Origin of the sequence: Acinetobacter sp. RUH 2624 (assembly GCF_000162375.2) — a bacterium.
GTDB lineage: Bacteria > Pseudomonadota > Gammaproteobacteria > Pseudomonadales > Moraxellaceae > Acinetobacter > Acinetobacter nosocomialis.
In genome coordinates, this window is the sequence record NZ_KI391939.1 from 639,139 (window position 1) to 661,651 (window position 22,513).

Genomic DNA, 22,513 nt, shown 5'->3' on the forward strand with positions numbered 1-22,513 from the left:
TGGTGTTTTTACTTGTTAGGTTAAAGACATACGATATTGAATAATGCCGGGCTTTTGTGCAATCCAGTCGTAGAGTTTTTGTGCTTTTTGATTGCTTTCTTGAGTATGCCAATATAAACGTTCACAGCTATGTTGGGTGGCTTGCTTCTGGACATACTCAATAAGTTGTTTACCAATGTGTCGTCCACGAACTTCAGGTGATACATACAGATCTTCTAAATAACAGTAGTTATTTTCTGCCCAAGTAGACCGATGAAACATATAAGTGACAAAACCTAAGATACCTTGTTTATTTTTGGCAACAGCACAATAAATGGGTTCTTTTTCATCGAAAAAACGATCCCAAGTCATTTTTGTGATATGGAGGGGTAAATTGACCTGATAGAAATTTTGATAGGCAACCCAATATTCTAACCATTGAGTATAGTCTTGTTGTTGAACTGGCGAGACTTTGATTATTTCATTTTGAATCATAATTACACTTCATTCTGACTGATTGATGAAATTATATGTTGGATATAAATAGTTTATAGAAACATTAAAGTATTAAAAACTAACACAATAAATCTAATGAGAAAAGAAATTGCTTATTTTTATGACTTTTTAAAATAAAAAAATTTTATTAATATTATTTTAAGCTAACTTAATTATTATTAAAACATCAAAGCTCGTCTAAGTACACCTTTTAGCCACATTCTCCAGATGTGGCTCTTTTTATTTAAGGTTAAAAATTTAGAAAATGAAATAAATATAATTAACTTATTTATTTTTAAATAGCTAGAGAGATTTTTAATCTTCTTCCATAGCATTACTATAAAACTTAACACCAAGTTTAATACGATCTCGGCCATTACTCATACGCCAGCGATTTGTATCACGTAAAGAATAGACACAACCACAATATTCTTGCTGATAGAATTCTTCACGCTTACTAATTTCAATCATACGGCTAGAGCCACCATTTTTTCGCCAGTTGTAGTCCCAGTACTGGATTTCTGGATAGTGTGAAGCAGCGCGAATCCCGCAATCGTTGATTTGTGCCATATTTTTCCATCTTGAAATGCCTAAAGAACTACTGATTAAGCTAAAACCATGTTCATAAGCGTATAAAGCAGTACGCTCAAAGCGCATATCAAAACACATGGTACATCGGATACCACGTTCAGGTTCATTTTCCATTCCTTTAGCACGAGCAAACCAATTGTCTGTGTCATAATCTGCATCAATAAACGGAATATTATGTTTCTCTGCGAATCGAATATTTTCGTCTTTACGAATGAGATATTCTTTCACTGGATGGATATTAGGATTATAAAAGAATATAGAAAAGTCTATATTGGACTCAATTAATGCTTCCATGACTTCTCCAGAACAGGGAGCACAACATGAATGAAGTAATAATTTATTATGTCCTAAAGGAAGTTCAAGTTTTTGTCTCTGAGTAGTCATAAGGAAAAAATCAAGATATATTTCTATATATTCTAAGTTTTTTAAATAAATATAGGAGTGAATTTTTTTCAATTCAAGATGAAAAATATTTAATTATTGATTTTAATATAGTTCTTAAAAAATAATTTAAATTATTTTTTATTTTATATAATAATATAAATATTATGTTTATGTAATTTTATAAGTATTAAGTTTGATTTTAAAATATTTGATCTAATTGAAAATGATAATTATTTTATATTCTGTTAACTATTTGTCTTTTATATATTTATTTTTTATAATTTGACAGCCAATTAGTGTGATAAACGTCACAAATAAGTATTATTTTTTAATTTTAAATATTTTTTTAGATTTATATTTTTATTAAATTAGACCTCTTGCGAAAGTAAAAACCACCTCAATCTAAATTTCATGAGATATCAGAAATTAAATCGTTTTTCAGATTCTGAATTCCAGCGCTTGGTTGGTGTACCTCGACCAGTTTTTAGTGAAATGATCGAAGTTTTAAAAGAAGTAGAATCACTTAAAAAGAAATCTGGGCGTCCTCATACTTTAGCTATAGAGGATCAATTATTATTAACACTCAATTACTTACGGAATTACAGCACTCAATTGGAGTTGGCTGCAAATTACCATATCGCTGAAAGTAATGTGAATCGAACCATTAAAAAGGTTGAAGATGCATTGATGAAATCAAGACGGTTTACTCTGCCAAAACGAAGCATTACCACAGCAGACGAACAGTTTAACTGGGTCATTATTGATGCGACAGAATGTTCAATAGAACGTCCGAAAAAAAAATCAGAGTAAGTTCTACAGTGGTAAAAAGAAGAAACATACGCTAAAAGCACAAGTGATCTATCATCCGAACAGCAAACAAATCATAGGGCTAGATATATCGAATGGCAGTCAGCATGACATTAAATTGGCAAGAAGAACGGTTAAAAAATTCAAACATTGTAAATATGTTATGACCGATTTAGGGTACTACGGATTAGAGCAAGATGGCTTTAAATTATTGATGCCAATAAAGAAAAAGAAGAATTTACCCTTATTTGATGTTGAGAAAAAGTACAATAAAATGATTGGAAAAATACGAGTTGTGATCGAACATATTAATAGTCAATTGAAAACATTTAGAATATTAAGTGAACGCTATCGAAATAGACGGAAAAGATTCGGTTTACGCATTAACTTAATCGCTGCACTGGTAAATCGGATGAACTTGCAATAACGACTTTCGCAAGAGGTCTATTTATACTAAAACAGTTATTCTATTTTTTAATTTGAGTATGTGATATTTTAAGATATGGACGATTGGCAATGTAAGTATTGTAAGGGTTACATTATGGTTAATCATTCAAATATAGAGGTAGGGGAAAAAGTTTACTTTTTGGTATATAAATTTGATGCAAAAAATGAAAGAAAAAAGCTATATAAAAAAGAAACAGTGATTGCACGCTGTGATAATATTTTACATATTGAATCGAGAAAAAAGACATATAAAATAGAAGAAGCTAAAGTCTATCCACTCGGCGCACCTATGCCATTTGTTTACAATATGTTTTGGGTTTGTGGCTGTGAAAATAGACCATAGTATTTTGTTTTATATGGCCTGACCTGAAGTATTAATTTAAACAAGTTGATTGTTTTTTGTTCATTTTTGGATATATATTCTTAATTCATTCTAGTAGTTTAAAATTTAGATAAATATTCTAAATGCTTGAACTGTTAAAATTAAATTTCTTATTTGACAAAATTTAAGCATCCTTTTATAAAACCTCAACTAAAGTTGTGATTAATAGAAATGACTGAAACGAATCAAAGCCGTTTGTTGACTGTAGGTGAAGTTGCAAAACGCAGTGGTGTTGCAGTTTCAACGCTTCATTTTTACGAGTCTAAAGGTTTAATTAAAAGTATAAGAACCAATGGTAATCAACGTCGTTTTACTTTAGTGGTGTTGCGTTACATTGCGATCATTAAAATTGCCCAAAAAGTTGGGATTCCCTTAGATGAAATTAAACAAGCTTTAAGTAAGTATCCGATGGGATCTAAATTAACTGCACAGCAATGGAAAGAGTTATCTCTTGATTGGCGGAAAAGTTTGGATGATCGTATTCAAAAACTTACGCGACTTAGAGATGAAATGGATTGGTGTATAGGTTGTGGGTGCTTGTCATTAGAGCAATGTCCACTAAGAAATCCAAATGATGTATTGGGACAAGAAGGTGTTGGGGCACGTATTTTAGAAAGATCATAGCGCATAAATTTGTTGATTGATTCTATTGCTAATAATGTACCGCTTGGAATAATTAATTATTTTGTAAGTTACTCTCTATGAAGGTTTTTTATTGTAAACAGTTTATATAAAACATGAATTTTTTTGATATCTTTATTTTTTTTAGTAAGAAGTAAAATTTATGAAAAAAACTATCTTTCTTGGATTAGCGCTTGTTTCGTTAACGGCTTGTTCAGCAGTACAGCATAAAGAATTAACTCCACCAAAAATTGGTTCACCAAATCCGGCAAGTCAATATTGTGTTGAACAAGGCGGAAAATTAGAAATTAGAAATGAAACAAATGGTCAGGTTGGATATTGTCATCTGCCAAATGGTCAAGTGGTCGAAGAGTGGAAGTTATTCCGTGATAACCAAGCTAACTGCGTAGCAGAAGAAGCTCAAAAATTAGTAGGGCAATCTGGCTTAACTGATGACCAAATTAAGCAAAAAACGAAGTCAGAAATTGTACGTAAAGTAGCTCCTGGTCAGCCAATGACGATGGATTACCGTTCAAACCGAGTAACTGTTACTATTGATCCAGCAACTCAAAAAATTACCAACGCGAACTGCGGTTAATTTTTTAACTAAAAATTGATAGAAGACTGAATAAGAAAGCCTGTCAAAAGATGGGCTTTTATTTTTTTAGTTTAAGAAGAATGGAAGAGAGGATATTGTTTTTCGCTATGCTTATGAACCTGATATAGCAGTTTTTATCTATTACGAAAAAAAGCCCCTAGCGGACTAGAGGCAGAAAAACTTCAGATGCAGGTAACAGGTGAATTATGCATCTGAGTTAAGTAGGTTGTATCAAACCATGTAAAGCACTTTACCAGTAAAAATGAGTAAAAATATGGAAGTGCGACTAATGGCTAATATGTGCTGTTTGTTATTTATACAAATTGATGTACTAAATTAATTTAAGAATTTTTCAAAACGTCTACGACAAAATTAAAAGCTTCAAAATCTGTGATTGTGTAGCAATTAGTTTAGAGAGAAGATTCAACCGTTGTCTTTTTATGCGACTACCCAATAGTTATTCGTGATTTGTACTTGGCTTAATGATAATTTTAGAGCTATCCGAAAGGACACAATAATGACGAACATACGAATAATAATGAATCGAAGGTAGGACTACGTGTTTATTAGTGTATTTGATCTTTTTAAAATTGGCATCGGCCCATCTAGCTCCCATACAGTTGGACCAATGCGTGCGGCATACAGTTTTGTGGATGATTTATTGAAGCAAAACGATTTACAAGCAACAGCTAGAGTTCAGGTGAAGTTATACGGTTCGCTGTCGGCAACCGGTGTCGGTCATGCGACAGATAAGGCTGTTCTGTTAGGTTTAATGGGTTTTGACCCTGAACATATCGATACCCAAGTAAGTACAAGCTTGATTGAAGATGTTCTTGAAAATAAAACAATCCAGCTTAATCGGCAAAAGAGTATTTCTTTTGACTATAAGCATGATGTGCTTTTTTTAGATGAATCTTTGCCTTATCACCCCAATGCAATGGAATTGATTGCGTATAACGAGGCTCAAGAAATTTTATATGCAGAAACTTACTATTCAGTAGGTGGTGGCTTTATTGTTAGCCAAAGACAATTAACACATACCCAAACTGAAACTAACGATGTTAAGGTTCCATATCCATTTCACAGTGCGGCTGAACTTTTAAACTTATGTAAGACTCATCATTTATCAGTGAGCGAGTTAATGCTTGAAAATGAAAAAAGCTGGCGTAGTGAAACTGAGATTCGCAGCAAGATTATGGAAATCTGGAAAGTGATGCAGCAGTGCATTCACAACGGATTAATTAATGAAGGAATATTACCGGGCGGATTAAACGTAAAACGTCGGGCCAAGAAAATTCACGATAAGTTATTAAATAAGAAAAACTCAAACCTGATTGTGACGACTTTTCATGCGATGGAATGGGTCAATTTATTTGCCTTAGCGGTAAATGAAGAAAATGCTGCTGGCGGTCGAGTAGTGACGGCACCTACAAATGGGGCCGCAGGAATTATTCCGGCAGTTTTATATTACTACGTGACTTTCTCTAAAGACTTTTCCGAAGATAAAGTGGTTCGTTTCTTTTTAAGTACGGCAGCCGTTGGCATTTTATGTAAACTCAATGCTTCTATTTCTGGTGCAGAAGTAGGGTGTCAGGGCGAAGTCGGCTCGGCGTGTGCGATGGCTTCGGCAGGTTTAGCCGAGATTTTAGGTGCATCACCTGAGCAAGTGGAACATGCGGCTGAAATTGGGCTTGAACATAACTTGGGTTTAACGTGTGACCCGATTGGTGGTTTGGTTCAGGTGCCTTGCATTGAACGAAATGCAATTGCAGCTGTAAAAGCCATTAATGCAGCCCAAATGGCACTTCATGATGATGATGATGAACACTTTGTCACCCTAGATAAAGTGATTCAGACCATGAAAGAAACAGGCAAAGATATGTCTGAGAAATATAAAGAGACTTCAAAAGGTGGCCTCGCTGTTAACGCCATTGAGTGCTAAAAAAATGAGATGGGGACGAGGTGACCCCATCTCATTTTAAACATTAAGCCTCGCGAGCAACTAAAGTTAAAATGTCGTAAGTTGCGACAAGTTCACCGCGTTGGTTTTTGACTTTAATATCCCATACCACAACACCATGCGCAGGCTGAGAAGGGTCTTTTTGTGGTTTAGGTGTTTTTTGTTTACAGGTGAGTTCAACCTGAATCGAGTCACCAATTTTAACCGGTTCAACAAAACGTAAGTTGTCCATACCATAATTGGCAATCACAGGACCTTGTGCTGCATCTACAAATAGACCTGCTGCAGCAGACACAATGAAGTAACCATGTGCAACGCGTTCACCAAAGAAAGACTCCGCCGCTGCGATTTTATCAGTATGTGCATAGAAGTAGTCACCGCTTAAACACGCGAAATTGACAATATCTGCTTCGGTGACTGTACGGCGCGCTGTTAATAAACGTTCACCAATCACTAATTCATCAAAAGACTTTTTAAATGGATGTACGCGGTCTTCGTTAACTTTCGAGCCAGCAGTCCATGAGTGAGTAATTTGCGTCAAACTGTTTGGAGAACCCTGAATTGCAGTGCGCTGCATATAGTGTTTAACTGCACGAATACCACCTAATTCTTCACCGCCACCTGCACGGCCAGGGCCACCGTGTACTAAATGTGGAAGTGGTGAACCATGTCCTGTACTTTCTTTTGCAGACTCTGAATCGAGTACATGCACACGGCCATGCCAAGGCGCGATTTTTTGAATAATCTGCTCAATATTCTCATCATTATTTTTAACGACAGAAGCCACTAGGCTACCTTCACCACGTGAAACAAGATCAGCTAGTTCTTCAATGTTTTGATATGGCATGAGTGTACATACCGGACCGAACGCTTCCGTGGTATGAACATTCGTCGCTTGTAAAGGCTGTTCGCAAAGCAATAAAGTTGGAGCGAAAAAAGCACCTTTTTCAGGATGATCTGCATTAAATGTAAAGCTATCGTTGCCACCAAAAACAATTTTTGCGTCTTTGCTGAGTTCGGCAACTTTTTCTGCAACGTCATGTTTTTGTTTAATGCTCGCTAAAGCACCCATGGTGGTTTCTTCTTTTTGAGGGTCGCCCACCACAACTTTAGCAAGTTTGGCAGTCAGCTTCTCTTGTACAGTCGCTAACAAATTTTCAGGAACAAATGCACGACGAATCGCAGTACATTTTTGACCTGCTTTGGTGGTCATTTCACGAAAGACTTCACGCACAAATAAATCGATAGTTTCTTCATTTGCCTCAGGGCTTAAAATTGCACTGTTTACCGAGTCGGCTTCCATGCTAAATGGAATTGAATATTTATTGAGGTGAGGGTGATTACGTAATTTTTGGCCTGTGTAAGCCGAACCTGTAAACGTAACGCAGTCTTGTGGGCCTAACTGTTCTAACAGGTCATAAGTCTGACCGCAAATGAGTTGTAGCGAACCTTTTGGTAATACATGTGCTTCTTCAATCGCTTTTACAACTGCTTGAGTTAATTGGGCACCGTCGGTTGCAGGCTTAACAATACATGGAACACCAGCAAGTAACGTCGGTGCAATCTTTTCAAGCATTCCCCAAATTGGAAAGTTAAATGCGTTGATGTGAACGGCAACACCTGCTTTAGGACTTAAAATGTGCTTAGCACCGAAAGTTCCATTTTTAGATAATTGAATCCAGCTGTCTTCGGTAATAATTTTTTCGTCATTGAGTTCACGACGAACCAGACTTGAATAAGCAAATAATGTCTGGATACCGCCTTCAATATCAATCCACGCATCTTTACGAGTTGCGCCTGTTGCATACGCAAGTTTGTAAAACTCTTCCTTACGTTCAAGTAAATATTGGGCAATTTGTTTTAAAGCATTAGCGCGTTGATGAAACGTCCAGTTAGCCAGTTCTGAACCATTCTGTTTGGCATACTGAACAACACGTTTCATATCTATGCCATGACTACTTACGGCATAAATCGATTCACCTGTAATGGCATGATAAACGGTACGTAATTCTTCGTCAGACGAATGCCATGTTCCATAGACATAAGAAGCAAGATGAGGCAGTTGATGCTCAGACTGCTGAAAATCTGTGTCAGTTGAGGTTCCTTCTAGGTGTGCTTGTTCAAGCATGACCAAACTCCTTTTTTATTTGATACATCAATTATAAAAATTGCAAAAATATGATTCATAATTTCAGATTAATTTGTATAAAAGTCAACTTTATTTTGATTTTTAAAAGTAAAAAAGTTTTTTACATTTAACTTAATTTTATTAATTTCAATAGTTTGAATTGTTTTATTGTTGTGAATTTAATTTGATACTAAAAAATTAGTTGACTTTGTTTTTTGTGTATCGAAAAATAGATTTAAGGGTGATACCTACAGGGAATGAAAGAATGGAAAACAATTACCAGAAATTTGAACAAAATATTGCCAATGAAATTACGATCGAGGCTAAGGATCAAATGCCTGATGCCTACCGCAAAACATTGATTCGTCAAATCGGGCAACATGGCCATTCTGAAATTGTAGGTATGTTGCCTGAAGGAAACTGGATTACGCGTGCGCCGACTTTAAAACGTAAAGCGGTTTTGCTCGCGAAAGTACAAGATGAAGCGGGTCATGGTTTATATCTGTATAGCGCGGCAGAAACCTTAGGTGCTGACCGTGATGACATGATGGAAAAGTTGATTAATGGGAAAATGAAATACTCATCAATCTTTAACTATCCAACTTTGACTTGGGCAGATGTCGCTGCAATTGGTTGGCTTGTCGATGGGGCAGCCATTGTGAACCAGGTTGCGCTTTGCCGTACTTCGTATGGGCCATATGCACGTGCGATGGTACGTATTTGTAAAGAAGAAAGTTTCCACCAACGCCAAGGTTTTGAAGCCATGATGGCTTTGGCAAACGGTACACCGGAACAAAAACAGATGGCACAAGATGCGGTAAATCGTTATTGGTGGCCAGCACTCATGATGTTTGGTCCAAGTGATGAACACTCTCCAAACAGCGCACAAAGCATGGCGTGGAAAATCAAACGTTTTAGTAACGATGAGTTACGTCAAAAGTTTGTCGATAACACCGTACCACAAGTGTTGCAACTTGGCTTGGAAGTACCAGACCCAGATTTAAAGTTCAATGAAGAAACTGGTCACTACGAGTTTGGCGAGATTGACTGGCATGAATTTAATGAAGTGATTGCCGGACGTGGACCATGTAATCACGAGCGTATCGAAGCACGCCGTAAAGCATGGGAAAACGGCAAATGGGTTCGTGATGCAGCAGTGGTCTATGCGAAAAAACAGCAGCTTGAAGCGAACAAAGTGGCTTAACAAGATTTATGGAAAAATTTGAGGAAATAAAAATGGAAGATAAAAACAACTGGTCGCTCTACGAAGTATTTGTACGTAGTAAACAAGGCTTAAGCCACCGTCATGTAGGCAGCTTAAGAGCACCTGATGATGAAATCGCACTACAGCATGCCCGTGATGTTTACACGCGCCGTAATGAAGGAATTAGCATTTGGGTGGTTCGTTCAGAACTGATTAAGTCATCACAGCCAGATGAAAAAGCTGAATTTTTCGATCCTTCTTTAGACAAGGTTTATCGTCATCCGACTTTTTACCATATCCCAGACGGCATTGAGCACATGTAAGGGGAATGGCAAATGAATCATTCAGTTTTATCTAAATTCTTATTACATATTGGTGATAGTCAACTGGTTTTATCTCAGCGTTTGGCTGAATGGTGCGGGCATGCACCTGAGCTAGAAATTGATATTGCCTTAGCAAATATCGGCTTGGACTTATTGGGTCAGGCAAGAAACTTTCTGACTTTGGCTGGTCAATACGATGAAGCTAAACGTGATGAAGACCAACTTGCGTATTTCCGTACTGAACGTGAGTTTTTAAACCTATTGTTGTGTGAACAACCGAATGGCGATTTTGCTCAAACGATTGTGCGCCAGTGGTTGATGGACCATTACCATTTTCATTTATTTACGGCTTTAGCGCAAAGCTCACTTCCTGAATTAAGTGCGCTTGCTGTGAAATCTTTAAAAGAAGTGAAGTATCACATCCGTTTTTCGACAAGCTGGATGGAACGTTTAAGTTTAAGCACAGATGAAGCACATCAACGTGTGCAAGACGGATTAAATAATTTATGGCGTTTTACCGCTGAATTATTTGAACTGAGTGCAGACGAACAAGCATTGGTTGCAGAAGGCGTGATTCCAGATTTTTCAAATGAAAAAGAACAATGGAACCAAACCATTGCAGATGAGCTTAAGCGCTTTGAATTAAATGTTGCTGTAAACGGTGCTTATCGCCGTGGTGCGAAACAAGGATTGCATACCGAGCATTTAGGTTATTTGTTGGCTGAAATGCAATGTATTCAAAGAACTTATCCGGGCATGACCTGGTAAGACAAGGAGGTGAGCCATGCAAATGATTCGTCATTGCATCGACCAATGTTGGGATGTTCTACAAACGGTAAGTGACCCTGAAATTCCGGTTTTATCGGTTGTCGATTTAGGCATGATCCGCGGTGTAGAGATTAACGATCAACAAGAAATTATTGTTCGTCTAACTCCGACATATAGCGGATGCCCAGCAACAGATATGCTTAAAGCACAAATTGTTGAGGCATTTACCGCAGAAGCTTTGACACCGGTCAAAGTCATGGTCGATTTATCAGAAGCATGGACCACGGACTGGATGTCTGAAGCAGGGAAAAAGAAACTGCAAGTTTATGGCATTGCACCACCTGAAGGGTTGGCGCATCAGTGTGGAACTCACGTTCATTTAAATGATGGTGTTGAGTGCCCACGTTGTAAAAGCCGACATACCCGACTGTTAACAGAGTTTAGTTCCACCGCCTGTAAAGCACTTTATAAATGTCAGGACTGTCTTGAGCCTTTTGATTACTTCAAATGTATTTAAGTCTTTAGATAAGGAAATCAGCCATGAGCCAATTTGTACCATTAAAAGTAAAAAGTATTACGCCGCAAACCGATCAGGCAATTTGTATTGCATTTGACGTTGTACCTGAACAACAAGAACAATTTCATTTTCAACCGGGGCAACATCTAACCATTCGCCATTTAACCGAAGCGGGTGAAATCCGCCGTTGTTATTCAATTTGTAGCTATGCGGGCAAAGAAGACATCAGTATTGCGGTTAAAAAGATTGATCAGGGTCAATTTTCAAACTGGGCAAATGACCATTTAAAAGTGGGCGATGTGCTTGAAGTGATGCCACCACAAGGCGTGTTTTTTCAAAAAGCAGCCAAGATGGGCGGACAAAACTATTTAGGCGTTGCTGCGGGTAGTGGTATCACGCCAATTTTATCAATTATTAAACAAGTTTTATTTGAACAACCTGAAGCTAATTTTACCTTGCTCTATGGCAATCGTTCATGGAAACAAACCATGTTTGCCGAGCAAATTATGGATTTGAAGGATCAGTTTAAAGAACGCTTTCAACTCATCAATATTTTTTCTCGTGAGTTCAACGATAGTGAGCTAATGAACGGTCGTATTGATGCAGAAAAGCTTAAACAGCTTTTTGATTTTGAAGTGCTTGAAACAAACTTTGACCATGTGTTTGCCTGCGGCCCAGACGAAATGATGAATGCCGTAGAAAATACTTTACCAAAATTTGGTATTGCCAAAGAGCGCATTCACACCGAACGTTTCCATACAGGACAAGCGCGTAAACGTAGTGTTGAAGCGGATGCAAACCGTAAAGAAGAAAAAGTAAACATCATTTTAGATGGCCGTGAACTGATTGTTTCTGTGGCTCAAGATGATGAAAGTATTCTTGATGCGGCTTTACGTGCAGGTGCCGACTTACCGTATGCATGTAAAGGGGGGGTGTGCGCGACCTGTCGCTGTAAGGTACTTTCAGGCGAAGTCGACATGTTCCTTAACTATAGTCTTGAAGAAGATGAAGTTGAAAAGGGCTATGTGCTGAGCTGCCAGACCTTACCAAAAGGCTCAAATGTTCGCTTGAGTTTTGATGAATAGAGGCTGTCATGCAAGAGTTGATCAAAGCCAGTACAGCTGCTGACGGTGTTTTGTTATTAACCTTAAACCGTCCGGAAAAAAGAAATGCTTTAAACAATGCAACATTGCAGTGTTTGTGCGAGTTGCTTGAAGAAGCTGAACATAATGCTCAAGTCAAAGCAGTGGTTTTAACGGGTAAGGCTCAGTGTTTTGCGGCTGGAGCAGATCTTAGTGAGCTAGCTGCAATGGACGCGGTGTCTTTGCAACTCGATATTCGCCCGAAGCTTTGGCAGAAAATTGATGCGTTTAGTAAGCCACTGATTAGTGCAGTCAATGGCTATGCCTTAGGCGCTGGGTTCGAGTTGGTTTTGCATTCAGATATGGTCGTTTGCGGTGAAAATGCTCGTTTTGCTTTACCTGAAATTACCTTAGGGATGTTGCCGGGTGCCGGCGGAACACAGCGTTTAGCTCGCTTGGTTGGACAACAACTCACCATGCGCTGGGCTATGACAGGGGAAATGATTTCGGCAAAACAGGCAGAGCAACATGGCATTTGCAGTCAAGTGGTGCCGACTGAATTAACCGTTGAATATGCGGTTCAACTGGCAGCCAAAATTGCCAAACAAGCGCCTTTAGCGATTCGTGTGATTAAACAATCAATTAAAAGTATTCATGAAACAACGTTAAGTCAGGGACTCAAGTTTGAACGTCAAAACTTTGTCTGGCTGGCGGCTACAAAAGATCGAAACGAAGGGATTAATGCTTTCTTTGAGAAAAGAAAGCCAGTGTTTAGAGGTGAGTGATGGACTATCAAAATATTATTGCTGAAGAAAAAAATGGTGTTGGCTACCTAACATTTAACCGCCCAAAAGCACTGAATAGCTTTAATGTTGATATGCACCGTGAAGTGGCTGAGGTTTTAAACCAATGGACCAAAAATCCGGATGTTCGCTGTGTGGTGATTAGTGGCGAAGGTCGCGGCTTTTGTGCAGGGCAAGATTTAGGTGATCGCGTAGTTGACCCAAACGCTGAAGCTCCAGATTTAGGATATTCCATTGAAACTTACTATAACCCGCTCATTAAAATGATTGTAAATATGCCAAAGCCTGTGATTTGCGCCGTAAATGGCGTGGCAGCAGGTGCAGGGGCAAATATTGCACTGGCGTGTGACTTGGTGATTGCAGCTAAATCGGCAAACTTCGTACAAGCATTTTGTCGCTTAGGTTTGGTTCCAGACTCTGCGGGTACATGGTTTTTACCACGTGCTGTAGGCCATGCACGTGCGATGGGATTGGCTTTGTTAGGTGACAAGCTCCCAGCAGAAACTGCAAAAGAATGGGGCATGATTTGGGATGTGGTTGAAGACGCTGAGCTTAAAGCAAAAGTGACTGAACTGGCGGAGCGTTTAGCGAAACAGCCTACTTTTGGTCTATCTCTCATTAAAAAAGCGATTCATCAATCAAGCAATAACACCTTTGATGAGCAAATGCTGTTAGAGCGAGATTTACAACGTATTGCGGGTCGTTCCGAAGATTATCGTGAAGGGGTACAAGCCTTTATGAATAAACGTGAACCAAATTTTAAAGGGCGCTAAGCATGACAGATTTAGACTTATCTCGTGCCCGAATTGCCGTCATTGGTTCTGGCACCATGGGCATCGGCATTGCCCAGTTAGCCATCGTTAATGGGCACTCGACCGTTTTATATGATCTGGACGCTCAAAAAGCGCAACAAGCCGTTCACGGCTTAGGGCAGACATTTAAAAAGCTGGTTGAAAAGAGCAAGCTCACACAACAGCAAGCGGATGAAGCTTTAGCGCGTTTAACGGTGGTCAATCAAATTGAAGCTTTAAGTGAGGCTGACTTAGTCATTGAAGCAGTGGTTGAGAAAAAAGAAGTTAAACAGTCTTTATTTAAGCAACTCGCTGAGATTTGTAGTGCGCAAACCATTTTTGCAAGCAATACATCTTCAATTTCGGTGACTGCAATTTCGGCGGGCATTGCTCACCCTGAGCGCATAGTGGGTTTACACTTTTTTAACCCTGCACCAGTTATGAAACTGGTTGAAATTGTACAAGGCTTAAAAACCCCAAACAGCTTATGTTTGGCTTTAAAAAACTTGATGTTGAATTGGAAAAAAATTCCGGTACTCACCAAGTCGACCCCTGGGTTTATTGTTAACCGAATTGCACGTCCGTTTTATGCAGAAGGCTTTAGAGCACTGCAAGAACAAGTCACTAGCTACGACCAGCTAGATTATGCTTTGAAGCAATGCGGCGGTTTTGCGATGGGGCCGTGTGAACTTACCGACCTCATTGGGCAAGATGTTAACTTTTCGGTGACGCAAAGCGTTTACCAAGAGTTTTTTTACGAGCCACGCTACCGTCCAAGCCTCATTCAAAAAGAATTAGTCGATGCAGGTGCTTGGGGCCGTAAATCAAAACAGGGCTTTTATACCTATAACGAAAAAAATCAGTACGAGACATTTCAGCCTCAAGCTGTGGTTGCCAAACCAATTGATGCCCATGTAGAGCTAAAAGGGACTTGGTCTCAGCTACCTGCTTTTTTAACGCGTTTAGGTTTAAAAAGCGGATCTGCGAGTGACGACAATATCCTTCAAATTGATGATATCGACTTGCGTTTAAGCCAAGGTGAGTCAGCCAATATTCATTACCTAAGCCGTAAAGTGGTTTTAATGGACTGGCATCATGATTTTGAGCACGCAGATGCTTTAGTACTCAGTCATAACGAGCTTTGTGAAGCAAGTGATCTGGCTAAAGTTGAGGCTTACTTTGCACAGTTTGGTATGAGTGTGATGTGGATTAAAGACCATCCGGCACTGTTAACTTTACGCACCATCGCTTTACTCATTAATGAAGCCTGCGAAGCAAGTTTACATGGTGTTGCGAGTCTGGAAGATATTGATAATGCCATGAAATATGGAGTGAATTATCCTAAGGGTCCTTACCAGTGGTTGACACAAATGGGCGGTGCTTATGTGCTCCAAACCTTAAATAACTTATATGCACTGTATGGAGAGGAAAAATATCGCGCGAGTATCTACCTCAAGCAATATGTAGCAAAAACTCAAAACATTGCTACTCAATATTCACGTGATATGACCGAATTTGCATAATCAGGAGTCAACATGGAAGACGTTTTAATTTGTGATTTTATTCGTACCCCAATTGGACGATATGCAGGTGCCCTAAGTGCAGTACGTGCAGATGATTTAGCTGCATTGCCCATCAAATATTTAAAAGATAAACACCCGAACCTACCGTGGAATACGGTAGACGAAGTATTTTTAGGATGTGCTAACCAAGCAGGTGAAGACAACCGTAACGTTGCACGTATGGCAACACTGTTAGCAGGCTTACCTGATACAGTGCCAGCGATGACAGTCAATCGCCTGTGCGCCTCTGGCTTAGATGCAGTAGGCCTTGCAGCACGCTCAATTAAGGCAGGTGAAGCACAGTTTGTGTTGGCGGGTGGCGTTGAGTCAATGAGTCGTGCGCCATTTGTACAAGCTAAACCAACAGAAGCGTTTAGCCGTACACCTGAAATTTATGACACCACCATTGGCTGGCGCTTTGTAAATAAGCAACTCAAAGCGCAATACGGCACAGACAGCATGCCTGAAACTGCCGAAAATGTAGCTGAAAAATATCAAATTAGTCGTGAAGACCAAGATGCGTTTGCATTGCGTAGCCAACAAAAAACGGCTGCTGCCCAACAAAACGGTTTCTTTAACGACGAGATTTTGCCTGTCGAGATTGTAGACCGTAAGAAAAACGTGAACGTTGTTAATCGCGATGAACATCCGCGTGAAACGACACTTGAAGCACTCGCAAAACTAAAAGCGCCGTTTAAAAAAGAAGGTGGCTCGGTGACTGCCGGAAATGCCTCTGGTGTAAATGACGGAGCAGCCTGTGTGTTAATTGCCAACCGTGAATTTGCAAATGCACATGGTTTAAAACCTTTAGCGCGCGTGATTGGCATTGCAAGTTCGGGGGTTGAACCCAAATATATGGGTATAGGTCCTGTTCCGGCTGTGCAGAAAATTTTAAAGCAAACAGGTTTAACGCTAGATCAGATGGATGTGATTGAACTGAATGAAGCATTCGCAGCCCAATCTTTGGCTTGTATGCGTGAACTCGGTCTAAAAGATGATGATGAACGCGTTAACCCAAATGGTGGTGCGATTGCATTAGGGCATCCGCTAGGTATGAGCGGTACACGCTTAGTGATTACGGCAACACGTGAGCTAAAAAAACGAGGTGGACGCTATGCACTTTGCACGATGTGTGTGGGTGTGGGACAAGGCGTTGCACTGATTTTGGAAAATTTAAATTAATTTAGACGGTTTTAAAAATTACATAATGAGGAGATAGGCGATGGACAGCCTTACAACGGATAATGTTGAACAATTAACACTTGCAGAGCTTAGAGAACTGCAAACTAAACGGTTAAAACAAACCCTGACTTTTGTATATGAAAATAGTCCGGTCTATAAGAAAAAGTTCGATGAAGCAGGTGTACATCCTGATGACTTCGTCACTTTAGACGATCTGGCGAAGTTTCCATTTACCACCAAACAGGATTTAAGAGACAACTATCCGTTTGGGATGTTTGCCGTACCACAAGAGCAAATTGTACGTTTACATGCATCATCGGGTACAACGGGTAAACCGAGCGTGGTGGGTTATACCCAAAAAGATATTAATACGTGGTCGGACATTGTTGCGCGTTGCTTACGCATGGCAGGTTTAACCGCGAAAGATATGGTTCAGGTGGCTTATGGCTATGGACTATTTACAGGTGGTTTAGGTGCACATTATGGTGCCGAGCGTTTAGGTGCAACAGTTATTCCAATGTCTGGCGGGCAAACTGAAAAGCAAGTTCAGCTTATTCAAGACTTTAAACCGACTGCAATTATGGTTACGCCATCGTATTGCGTGAGTATTATTGAAAAGCTTGAACAGCAATTTGGAACTGCACGTAATACGTCTTTAAAAGTGGGTATTTTTGGTGCCGAGCCGTGGACCAACGAACTGCGCCGTGAAATTGAAGAACGCTTAAATATTAAAGCACTCGATATTTATGGTTTGTCTGAGGTGATGGGTCCGGGCGTTGCAATGCAGTGTTTAGGTGAGGGCGAGGGACTAACCATTTGGGAAGATCATTTCTACCCAGAAATTATTAACCCTGAAACGGGTGAAGTCTGTAAAGATGGCGAACTTGGCGAGCTAGTCTTTACCACCATTACCAAAGAAGGCTTACCGATTATTCGTTACCGTACCCGTGATTTGACCCGCTTGCTACCGGGTGAAAATCTAGCGATGCGCAAAATGGATAAAATTGTGGGTCGTAGTGACGACATGCTGATTATTCGCGGCGTGAACGTTTTCCCGACTCAGATTGAAGAGCAAATTTTGCAAGTTCCACATTTAGTTCCAAATTATGAAATTTTGGTGACTAAAAAAGGCCATATGGATACTTTGCATATTCGTACAGAGATGTGTCATAACTGTACTATACAGGCCAATCAACTTGCTCAGGAGTTGATGAAACGCATTAAAACCATGATTGGGATTAGCGTTACTGTAGAAGTTGTGACAGAAGCGACCTTACCTCGTTCGGAAGGTAAGGCAAAGCGGGTAATCGATATGCGTCAGATTGCTTAACATCAAGATCATTCAGGGTATAGAATCTATACCCTGAAACTAAACGCCAAGACATGAGTATGAGTGCAAAAATACAGCAAATAATTGATTCTGTTGTAAAGAATGAAACCTTAAGTGGAACTTCGCTTATTTCGACAATTTTTGGAGATTCAGTACTTCATAGAGGTGGAAACATTAGTCTTGCAAGCCTGATTCAGTTATTAGAGCTATTTGGTTTTAATGACCGCGCTGTAAGAACCTCTGTTTTTCGTTTAGTTAAAAATGATTGGTTATGTTCGGACAAAATCGGTAGAACCAGTTTTTATCGCATTACCGATTCGAGCCGTTCGACTTATTTGCAAGCCGAACAACGTATTTATAACGACCAGATGAAAGAGTGGGATCATTATTGGGACCTTATTCTGATGTCTAGCCTCGACACTGAAAATAAAGCGTTGTTAAAGAAAGAACTCGAATGGTTAGGATTTGCCAATATTTCTACAAACCTAATGGCTTATCCGGGTTGTAACCGTATTGAATTGCAACGCTTGTTGGTTGACTTAAATATGAGTGAGCAAGTGGTGGTGTTTAAAGCCGAAACCTTGCAGCTTTTTAATAATTCGGTCGATACCATTGGTCGTATGCTCAGAACCAACTGGCCCATCGATGAATTACGCCAAAGATATTTACAGTTTCTCGATATTTTTAGAGAAATTGGCGTGTTGCTGATGCAGGAAAACGAACAACTCGAACCGGTTCAGGCCTTTCAAATTCGAACTTTGCTGATTCATTACTATCGACGGATTTTATTGAAAGACCCAGCACTACCGCTTGAGTTGTTGCCAACTGACTGGCCCGCGATTGGTGCACGAACTTTATCAATGAATATTTATAAAAAAGTATTTGAACCTGCCGATGAATACTTCTTGTCTGTTGCCGCAACAGCAGAAGGACCAATGCCAAATGCCACAGCACATTATTGGCGCCGTTTCGGAGGTTTGGTGGCAACAAATGAGAGGTTAAATCATGCCTTGTTATAGTATTGACGGTGTTATTCCCGTGGTCAGCCCAGAGGCTTTTGTACACCCAACTGCTGTTTTAATTGGTGATGTGATTATTGAAGCGGGCGTATATGTAGGGCCATTTGCCTCATTGCGTGCCGATTTTGGCCGTATTCATATTAAGCAAAATGCCAATATACAAGATAGCTGCACCGTACATGGCTTTCCACAAAGCGTGACTTTAGTTGAGGAAATGGGGCACATTGGGCATGGCACAACTTTACATGGCTGCCGCATTGGTAAAAATGTTTTGGTCGGCATGAACAGCGTAATTTTGGACTATGCCGAAATTGGTGAAAACACCATTATTGGTGCAAATAGTCTGGTCAAAACCAAAGATATAATTCCGGCAAATGTTTTGGCAATGGGTAGTCCTGCCAAGGTTGCACGTGATTTATCAGAACAAGAAAAAAAGTGGAAAACCCGCGGTACGCAAGAATACATTGAGCTTGCACAGCGATGCCTAAATTCAATGCAAGAAGTTCAGCCTCTAACTTCAGAGTTGGATGACCGCCTAACCTATAAGGACTTTAGTTCTTCAAACTATCAGATTAAACAAGATAGCGTTTAACGGCTCTTAACAAGTCGATTTCAATATAGATAGATTCATAACACTTAAGGAATACTCGCACGAGTAGGGAGACGTTTGTGCAAAATATGGAAACTACTGCGGTTGATCAATTCGCAGAACTATTGGGTGTACAAGTGCTGCATCGCAGTTTTGATGAAGCGCGTTGCAAGCTTAATGTGAAAGACGAGCACATGAATGCATTGGGCGGCGTACATGGTGGGATCATATTTTCATTAGCTGATATTGCTTTTGCGATGGCTTGTAATGCAGGGGATGCGCCATATACTGGCCTACAGGCTGATATTCGCTATATGAGCGGTGCGAAAGATAGGGTGTTATTTGCAACGGCAACCAAGGTCGGTAGTAGTAAAAAATTTGCGCATTATGAAGTGGTAATCACAGACGGTTTAAATAATAGAGTCGCTTTATTTACATCTACGTGTTACAGGCTTGCGCCGTGATATGCCTTAGATCTAGAACAAAACTTATCAGGTACTCAACTTGTAACCAAAGTGATTAAGACATACGTTAATTCCGTTAAGTGAATAGTCCGTACAGCCTTTATGAATGCACTTGTTTTCTGAAAAGCCTTCATGAGCTAAAACAACTAAGAATTGCTTAATACTGTTTATTCGATTTTGGCTTAAGGTTTGGTTCACATTTGAAAGTTTAATTCCAAAAATAGGTGCTGTTGGTGTATCTGGATAACACTCGAAATACCATGCTTGCTCGCACTCAGAGCAGACATAATAAAACTCACTATAATCAAATTTTGGATGAGTTTCTTCGCATGGAGCCTCTTGAATGATGTAGTGAGGAAACCTATGTTTCATTTCATAATTATGGCTGAAAATATTTGAAAAGCTGTCAGGGCATACAAAAAAATCACCGACATTTTGACATTCACACATAGATTTTTTTCTTTAACGTTTTTCCTAAAAAAACTAAAGGTAGCTTATACGAAATTTATCAGTTCAATAAGTAAAAACCTGAGTATTTCTAATTGGTTGATTAACCAAGTTGTATCTAAACTGCTGCATTAAATCTTTTGAAAGTGGTTGAGGTTGTTGTATCTGCATCATCAAAAGCTGTAAAAACTGTCCGTGGCTAAAAACAGCCAAATTCTTTTGGACATAATTTTCAGTCAATGCCTTTAACTTCTCATGGAAAGCTTGAACTCGTATATATAGATCTTCAAAAGATTCTGCATCATCGGCATCTTTATGCTGATAATCCATTTTCTCCCAGTAAGCATTTACCCAAGCTTTACGATCATCCATATTGGTATTGGCACATTTACGCTCTGACAAATAGCTAAACTCATGCAAATGCTCATCTACTTCAAAATTGAGATTATATTTTTCTAAGAGTGGAAGGGCGGTTTGATGTGTACGCAAATATTGAGACACAATCACATGATCAATCACGGGTAGTTTTGAACACAGTACTTGAGCTTGTTTATGCCCATGTTCACTTAAAGCAATTGAAGCATGTGAAAGGGTCTTACCATTAATATTGGCTTCACTTTCAGCATGTCGGATTAGAAAAATACTCATGTTAATTCCGTTGAACTCTATAGATTGCTGGGTTTAATCTAAAGATTACTATTCTTAAAAATTGAGATAAGGAAATTTTTTTAATGTGAACTTTGTTAGAAAGTAAAAAACTGAAAAACATTTTTTAATTATATTTGCATTTTTCTATTAATTTCATTGAACTTACAACACGGATCAGTCATTACTGGGTTGGATAAACTGTAAACATTTCTATAAAATCTAGCACAGCTATTAGAATATTTAGTACTTAAAAATGAAGAAAATTTTTATAACTACTTTCTTAGTGATAGTACTGCTTTTGGGCTACTATGTTGCTATGGTAGGAGTATTAAAAGGTTGGATGAATAATTTCTGCCAAAGAAAATATTGCTTGGAGTTTTTATCATTAGGTGATTATTTATCAATTTTGATCGCAGTAATTGGCCTAGTGTTTGTCGTACAATCACTAGATGCTTGGAAAGAACAAGATAAATTTTTAAATGCAAGAAATATATGTAATCAGCTTATAAAATTTCAGGATTTATGCGAATTCGATCTCATATTATTAATTCAAGAGAAACAAAATGAAATAAATCAATTAGCTTCTTTAGAAGAACAGAGGAAATTTTTAAAAAACACTTTTTTTGAATTGGGATTATTTCAAATAAATCAAGAGCTAGATGAAAGGTTAAGACAATCTAATTGTTTGTATAAAAGTGAATTAAATGAGATTTATAAAGTATTAAATCAATGTTTGAATAAAATGTTTACGAATATAGAAAATGAAAAAAGAAGTTTTCATAATATTGATAGTTTTTTAAATCGAGCTATTCGTGATGATATTAAAGAAGTTAATAATAAATTAATGCAAATAACTCAGAAATTAAATAAAAAGATAAATTAGGTTTATATCAAATTAACAAATGATTCCTAGTCTAAAAAATAGCCTCCCGTAGTTGTTTTTTATTTCCCCTTTTAAACCCTCACTTAAAAATAATGCACTCATTCTTGACTGCAAAAGGGGAGATCTTATTTTTATGTTTTTAGCATTTGCTATTTTTTGCTAAAACTAATTCCTGACTTTCATTGGGCTTTGTTGCACAAAGCTATTCTTGAAGGCTTCTTCAGTAATATAATTTCCAGATGAAGAAGCCTACACCTAAAATCTATCGTACAACCAATTGGTCCTCGTATAACCAAGCTTTAATCAAGCGAGGAAATATTTCAATCTGGTTTGATCCTAAGACGCAATGGTATGCACAACCACAAGGCAAGCAAGGACGAAATCAAACTTATTCCGATACAGCGATTCAATGCTGTTTAATGATCAAATCTCTATTCCGTCTTTCTTTACGTATGGTTACTGGCTTTGTTCAAAGCCTGATTAAACTCTGTGGCTTGAATTGGACAGCA

Annotated in this window: 25 protein-coding genes; 20 read left to right on the forward strand and 5 right to left on the reverse strand. The window is 38.7% G+C overall.

Features of this window, described 5'->3' with window-relative positions; all coding sequences use genetic code 11:
* Nucleotides 1–15 precede the first annotated feature (15 nt).
* Together HMPREF0014_RS09725 and HMPREF0014_RS09730 are read right to left on the reverse strand one after the other, a co-directional pair.
* On the reverse strand, nt 16–471 hold the full coding sequence (locus HMPREF0014_RS09725) for a GNAT family N-acetyltransferase (protein ID WP_079377129.1): 456 nt from the start codon (nt 469–471) through the stop codon (nt 16–18).
* 318 nt (nt 472–789) lie between these two features.
* Nucleotides 790–1,449 (reverse strand): epoxyqueuosine reductase QueH, encoded by a 660-nt coding sequence (locus tag HMPREF0014_RS09730; protein ID WP_006580639.1) that lies wholly within the window; start codon nt 1,447–1,449, stop codon nt 790–792.
* Between the two features lie 411 nt (nt 1,450–1,860).
* Here HMPREF0014_RS09730 and HMPREF0014_RS25305 point away from each other — a divergent pair.
* The 5 genes from HMPREF0014_RS25305 to HMPREF0014_RS09760 all read left to right on the forward strand — a co-directional run bounded on the left by HMPREF0014_RS25305 (nt 1,861) and on the right by HMPREF0014_RS09760 (nt 6,246).
* Nucleotides 1,861–2,683, forward strand: a protein-coding gene (locus HMPREF0014_RS25305) for an IS5-like element ISAba27 family transposase (RefSeq protein ID WP_076611894.1) whose coding sequence is annotated in 2 segments (ribosomal slippage) — nt 1,861–2,241 and nt 2,243–2,683 — 822 coding nt in all. Because the reading frame shifts where the segments join, the coding sequence is not laid out codon by codon here.
* Between the two features lie 75 nt (nt 2,684–2,758).
* Complete coding sequence (locus HMPREF0014_RS09745) at nt 2,759–3,046, forward strand: hypothetical protein (RefSeq protein WP_006580640.1); 288 nt, start codon at nt 2,759–2,761, stop codon at nt 3,044–3,046.
* Between the two features lie 210 nt (nt 3,047–3,256).
* Nucleotides 3,257–3,709 (forward strand): redox-sensitive transcriptional activator SoxR, encoded by a 453-nt coding sequence (soxR, locus tag HMPREF0014_RS09750; RefSeq protein ID WP_002048264.1) that lies wholly within the window; start codon nt 3,257–3,259, stop codon nt 3,707–3,709.
* A 160-nt stretch (nt 3,710–3,869) separates the two neighbouring features.
* Entirely contained in the window at nt 3,870–4,304 is a 435-nt protein-coding gene (locus HMPREF0014_RS09755; protein ID WP_004887796.1) for an I78 family peptidase inhibitor, read from the forward strand.
* Between the two features lie 559 nt (nt 4,305–4,863).
* A complete protein-coding gene (locus HMPREF0014_RS09760; RefSeq protein ID WP_006580641.1) occupies nt 4,864–6,246 on the forward strand; it encodes an L-serine ammonia-lyase in 1,383 nt (460 codons plus the stop codon).
* A gap of 43 nt (nt 6,247–6,289) precedes the next feature.
* Here HMPREF0014_RS09760 and paaZ read toward each other — a convergent pair whose 3' ends face one another.
* Complete coding sequence (gene paaZ, locus HMPREF0014_RS09765; RefSeq protein ID WP_004887793.1) at nt 6,290–8,392, reverse strand: phenylacetic acid degradation bifunctional protein PaaZ; 2,103 nt, start codon at nt 8,390–8,392, stop codon at nt 6,290–6,292.
* A 265-nt stretch (nt 8,393–8,657) separates the two neighbouring features.
* On the opposite strand from paaZ, the gene paaA reads away from it, so the two are divergent.
* The 13 genes from paaA (at nt 8,658) to HMPREF0014_RS09830 (ending at nt 20,026) form a co-directional block, all read left to right on the forward strand.
* The gene (paaA, locus tag HMPREF0014_RS09770) at nt 8,658–9,596 is read left to right on the forward strand and encodes a 1,2-phenylacetyl-CoA epoxidase subunit PaaA (RefSeq protein WP_004887791.1); all 939 of its coding nucleotides are present in this window, start codon (nt 8,658–8,660) and stop codon (nt 9,594–9,596) included.
* A gap of 32 nt (nt 9,597–9,628) precedes the next feature.
* Nucleotides 9,629–9,919 carry a 1,2-phenylacetyl-CoA epoxidase subunit PaaB gene (paaB, locus tag HMPREF0014_RS09775; protein ID WP_000389648.1) on the forward strand — a complete coding sequence of 97 codons (291 nt, stop codon included), beginning with the start codon at nt 9,629–9,631 and terminating at the stop codon, nt 9,917–9,919.
* A gap of 12 nt (nt 9,920–9,931) precedes the next feature.
* Nucleotides 9,932–10,687 carry a 1,2-phenylacetyl-CoA epoxidase subunit PaaC gene (paaC, locus tag HMPREF0014_RS09780; RefSeq protein WP_004709493.1) on the forward strand — a complete coding sequence of 252 codons (756 nt, stop codon included), beginning with the start codon at nt 9,932–9,934 and terminating at the stop codon, nt 10,685–10,687.
* Nucleotides 10,688–10,703: 16 nt separating this feature from the next.
* Nucleotides 10,704–11,204 carry a 1,2-phenylacetyl-CoA epoxidase subunit PaaD gene (gene paaD, locus HMPREF0014_RS09785; protein WP_001177938.1) on the forward strand — a complete coding sequence of 167 codons (501 nt, stop codon included), beginning with the start codon at nt 10,704–10,706 and terminating at the stop codon, nt 11,202–11,204.
* A gap of 23 nt (nt 11,205–11,227) precedes the next feature.
* Entirely contained in the window at nt 11,228–12,289 is a 1,062-nt protein-coding gene (gene paaE / locus HMPREF0014_RS09790; protein WP_004887788.1) for a 1,2-phenylacetyl-CoA epoxidase subunit PaaE, read from the forward strand.
* An 8-nt stretch (nt 12,290–12,297) separates the two neighbouring features.
* The gene (locus HMPREF0014_RS09795) at nt 12,298–13,071 is read left to right on the forward strand and encodes an enoyl-CoA hydratase-related protein (protein ID WP_004887787.1); all 774 of its coding nucleotides are present in this window, start codon (nt 12,298–12,300) and stop codon (nt 13,069–13,071) included.
* Nucleotides 13,071–13,862, forward strand: coding sequence for a 2-(1,2-epoxy-1,2-dihydrophenyl)acetyl-CoA isomerase PaaG (paaG, locus tag HMPREF0014_RS09800; protein ID WP_004887785.1), 792 nt, complete (start codon nt 13,071–13,073; stop codon nt 13,860–13,862). The genes HMPREF0014_RS09795 and paaG overlap by 1 nt, the downstream gene beginning before the upstream one ends.
* A gap of 2 nt (nt 13,863–13,864) precedes the next feature.
* Complete coding sequence (locus HMPREF0014_RS09805; protein WP_006580645.1) at nt 13,865–15,403, forward strand: 3-hydroxyacyl-CoA dehydrogenase; 1,539 nt, start codon at nt 13,865–13,867, stop codon at nt 15,401–15,403.
* Between the two features lie 12 nt (nt 15,404–15,415).
* Nucleotides 15,416–16,624, forward strand: coding sequence for a 3-oxoadipyl-CoA thiolase (pcaF, locus tag HMPREF0014_RS09810; RefSeq protein WP_004887781.1), 1,209 nt, complete (start codon nt 15,416–15,418; stop codon nt 16,622–16,624).
* Nucleotides 16,625–16,664: 40 nt separating this feature from the next.
* Nucleotides 16,665–17,954 carry a phenylacetate--CoA ligase PaaK gene (paaK, locus tag HMPREF0014_RS09815; protein WP_006580646.1) on the forward strand — a complete coding sequence of 430 codons (1,290 nt, stop codon included), beginning with the start codon at nt 16,665–16,667 and terminating at the stop codon, nt 17,952–17,954.
* Between the two features lie 53 nt (nt 17,955–18,007).
* The gene (locus HMPREF0014_RS09820; protein ID WP_004887779.1) at nt 18,008–18,973 is read left to right on the forward strand and encodes a PaaX family transcriptional regulator C-terminal domain-containing protein; all 966 of its coding nucleotides are present in this window, start codon (nt 18,008–18,010) and stop codon (nt 18,971–18,973) included.
* On the forward strand, nt 18,960–19,565 hold the full coding sequence (locus HMPREF0014_RS09825) for a DapH/DapD/GlmU-related protein (RefSeq protein ID WP_004887777.1): 606 nt from the start codon (nt 18,960–18,962) through the stop codon (nt 19,563–19,565). Before HMPREF0014_RS09820 ends, HMPREF0014_RS09825 begins: the two co-directional genes overlap by 14 nt.
* Before the next feature lie 77 nt (nt 19,566–19,642).
* A complete protein-coding gene (locus tag HMPREF0014_RS09830; RefSeq protein ID WP_004887775.1) occupies nt 19,643–20,026 on the forward strand; it encodes a PaaI family thioesterase in 384 nt (127 codons plus the stop codon).
* A 27-nt stretch (nt 20,027–20,053) separates the two neighbouring features.
* Here the strand turns inward: HMPREF0014_RS09830 and HMPREF0014_RS26210 are convergent, their stop codons facing one another.
* Both HMPREF0014_RS26210 and HMPREF0014_RS09840 read right to left on the reverse strand, forming a co-directional pair.
* A complete protein-coding gene (locus tag HMPREF0014_RS26210; RefSeq protein WP_004887773.1) occupies nt 20,054–20,476 on the reverse strand; it encodes a hypothetical protein in 423 nt (140 codons plus the stop codon).
* Between the two features lie 63 nt (nt 20,477–20,539).
* Nucleotides 20,540–21,121 (reverse strand): histidine phosphatase family protein, encoded by a 582-nt coding sequence (locus HMPREF0014_RS09840; protein WP_004887771.1) that lies wholly within the window; start codon nt 21,119–21,121, stop codon nt 20,540–20,542.
* A gap of 253 nt (nt 21,122–21,374) precedes the next feature.
* Between HMPREF0014_RS09840 and HMPREF0014_RS09845 the strand changes: the two genes are divergently transcribed.
* Together HMPREF0014_RS09845 and HMPREF0014_RS25310 are read left to right on the forward strand one after the other, a co-directional pair.
* Nucleotides 21,375–22,004, forward strand: coding sequence for a hypothetical protein (locus HMPREF0014_RS09845; protein WP_004887769.1), 630 nt, complete (start codon nt 21,375–21,377; stop codon nt 22,002–22,004).
* A gap of 239 nt (nt 22,005–22,243) precedes the next feature.
* Nucleotides 22,244–22,513: IS5/IS1182 family transposase (locus tag HMPREF0014_RS25310; protein WP_020992207.1), on the forward strand; the 270-nt coding region annotated here is incomplete at its 3' end.

Coding starts and splice junctions, on each gene's coding strand:
- paaG (WP_004887785.1), top strand. CDS start 13,071: ATGGACTATCAAAATATTATTGCTGAAGAAAAAAATGGTGTTGGCTAC.
- HMPREF0014_RS09820 (WP_004887779.1), top strand. CDS start 18,008: ATGAGTATGAGTGCAAAAATACAGCAAATAATTGATTCTGTTGTAAAG.
- HMPREF0014_RS09825 (WP_004887777.1), top strand. CDS start 18,960: ATGCCTTGTTATAGTATTGACGGTGTTATTCCCGTGGTCAGCCCAGAG.
- soxR (WP_002048264.1), top strand. CDS start 3,257: ATGACTGAAACGAATCAAAGCCGTTTGTTGACTGTAGGTGAAGTTGCA.
- paaD (WP_001177938.1), top strand. CDS start 10,704: ATGCAAATGATTCGTCATTGCATCGACCAATGTTGGGATGTTCTACAA.
- paaZ (WP_004887793.1), bottom strand. CDS start 8,392: ATGCTTGAACAAGCACACCTAGAAGGAACCTCAACTGACACAGATTTT.
- HMPREF0014_RS09795 (WP_004887787.1), top strand. CDS start 12,298: ATGCAAGAGTTGATCAAAGCCAGTACAGCTGCTGACGGTGTTTTGTTA.
- paaK (WP_006580646.1), top strand. CDS start 16,665: ATGGACAGCCTTACAACGGATAATGTTGAACAATTAACACTTGCAGAG.
- paaE (WP_004887788.1), top strand. CDS start 11,228: ATGAGCCAATTTGTACCATTAAAAGTAAAAAGTATTACGCCGCAAACC.
- HMPREF0014_RS09840 (WP_004887771.1), bottom strand. CDS start 21,121: ATGAGTATTTTTCTAATCCGACATGCTGAAAGTGAAGCCAATATTAAT.
- pcaF (WP_004887781.1), top strand. CDS start 15,416: ATGGAAGACGTTTTAATTTGTGATTTTATTCGTACCCCAATTGGACGA.
- paaC (WP_004709493.1), top strand. CDS start 9,932: ATGAATCATTCAGTTTTATCTAAATTCTTATTACATATTGGTGATAGT.
- HMPREF0014_RS09805 (WP_006580645.1), top strand. CDS start 13,865: ATGACAGATTTAGACTTATCTCGTGCCCGAATTGCCGTCATTGGTTCT.
- paaA (WP_004887791.1), top strand. CDS start 8,658: ATGGAAAACAATTACCAGAAATTTGAACAAAATATTGCCAATGAAATT.
- HMPREF0014_RS26210 (WP_004887773.1), bottom strand. CDS start 20,476: ATGTGTGAATGTCAAAATGTCGGTGATTTTTTTGTATGCCCTGACAGC.
- HMPREF0014_RS09845 (WP_004887769.1), top strand. CDS start 21,375: ATGAAGAAAATTTTTATAACTACTTTCTTAGTGATAGTACTGCTTTTG.
- HMPREF0014_RS09745 (WP_006580640.1), top strand. CDS start 2,759: ATGGACGATTGGCAATGTAAGTATTGTAAGGGTTACATTATGGTTAAT.
- HMPREF0014_RS09730 (WP_006580639.1), bottom strand. CDS start 1,449: ATGACTACTCAGAGACAAAAACTTGAACTTCCTTTAGGACATAATAAA.
- HMPREF0014_RS09755 (WP_004887796.1), top strand. CDS start 3,870: ATGAAAAAAACTATCTTTCTTGGATTAGCGCTTGTTTCGTTAACGGCT.
- paaB (WP_000389648.1), top strand. CDS start 9,629: ATGGAAGATAAAAACAACTGGTCGCTCTACGAAGTATTTGTACGTAGT.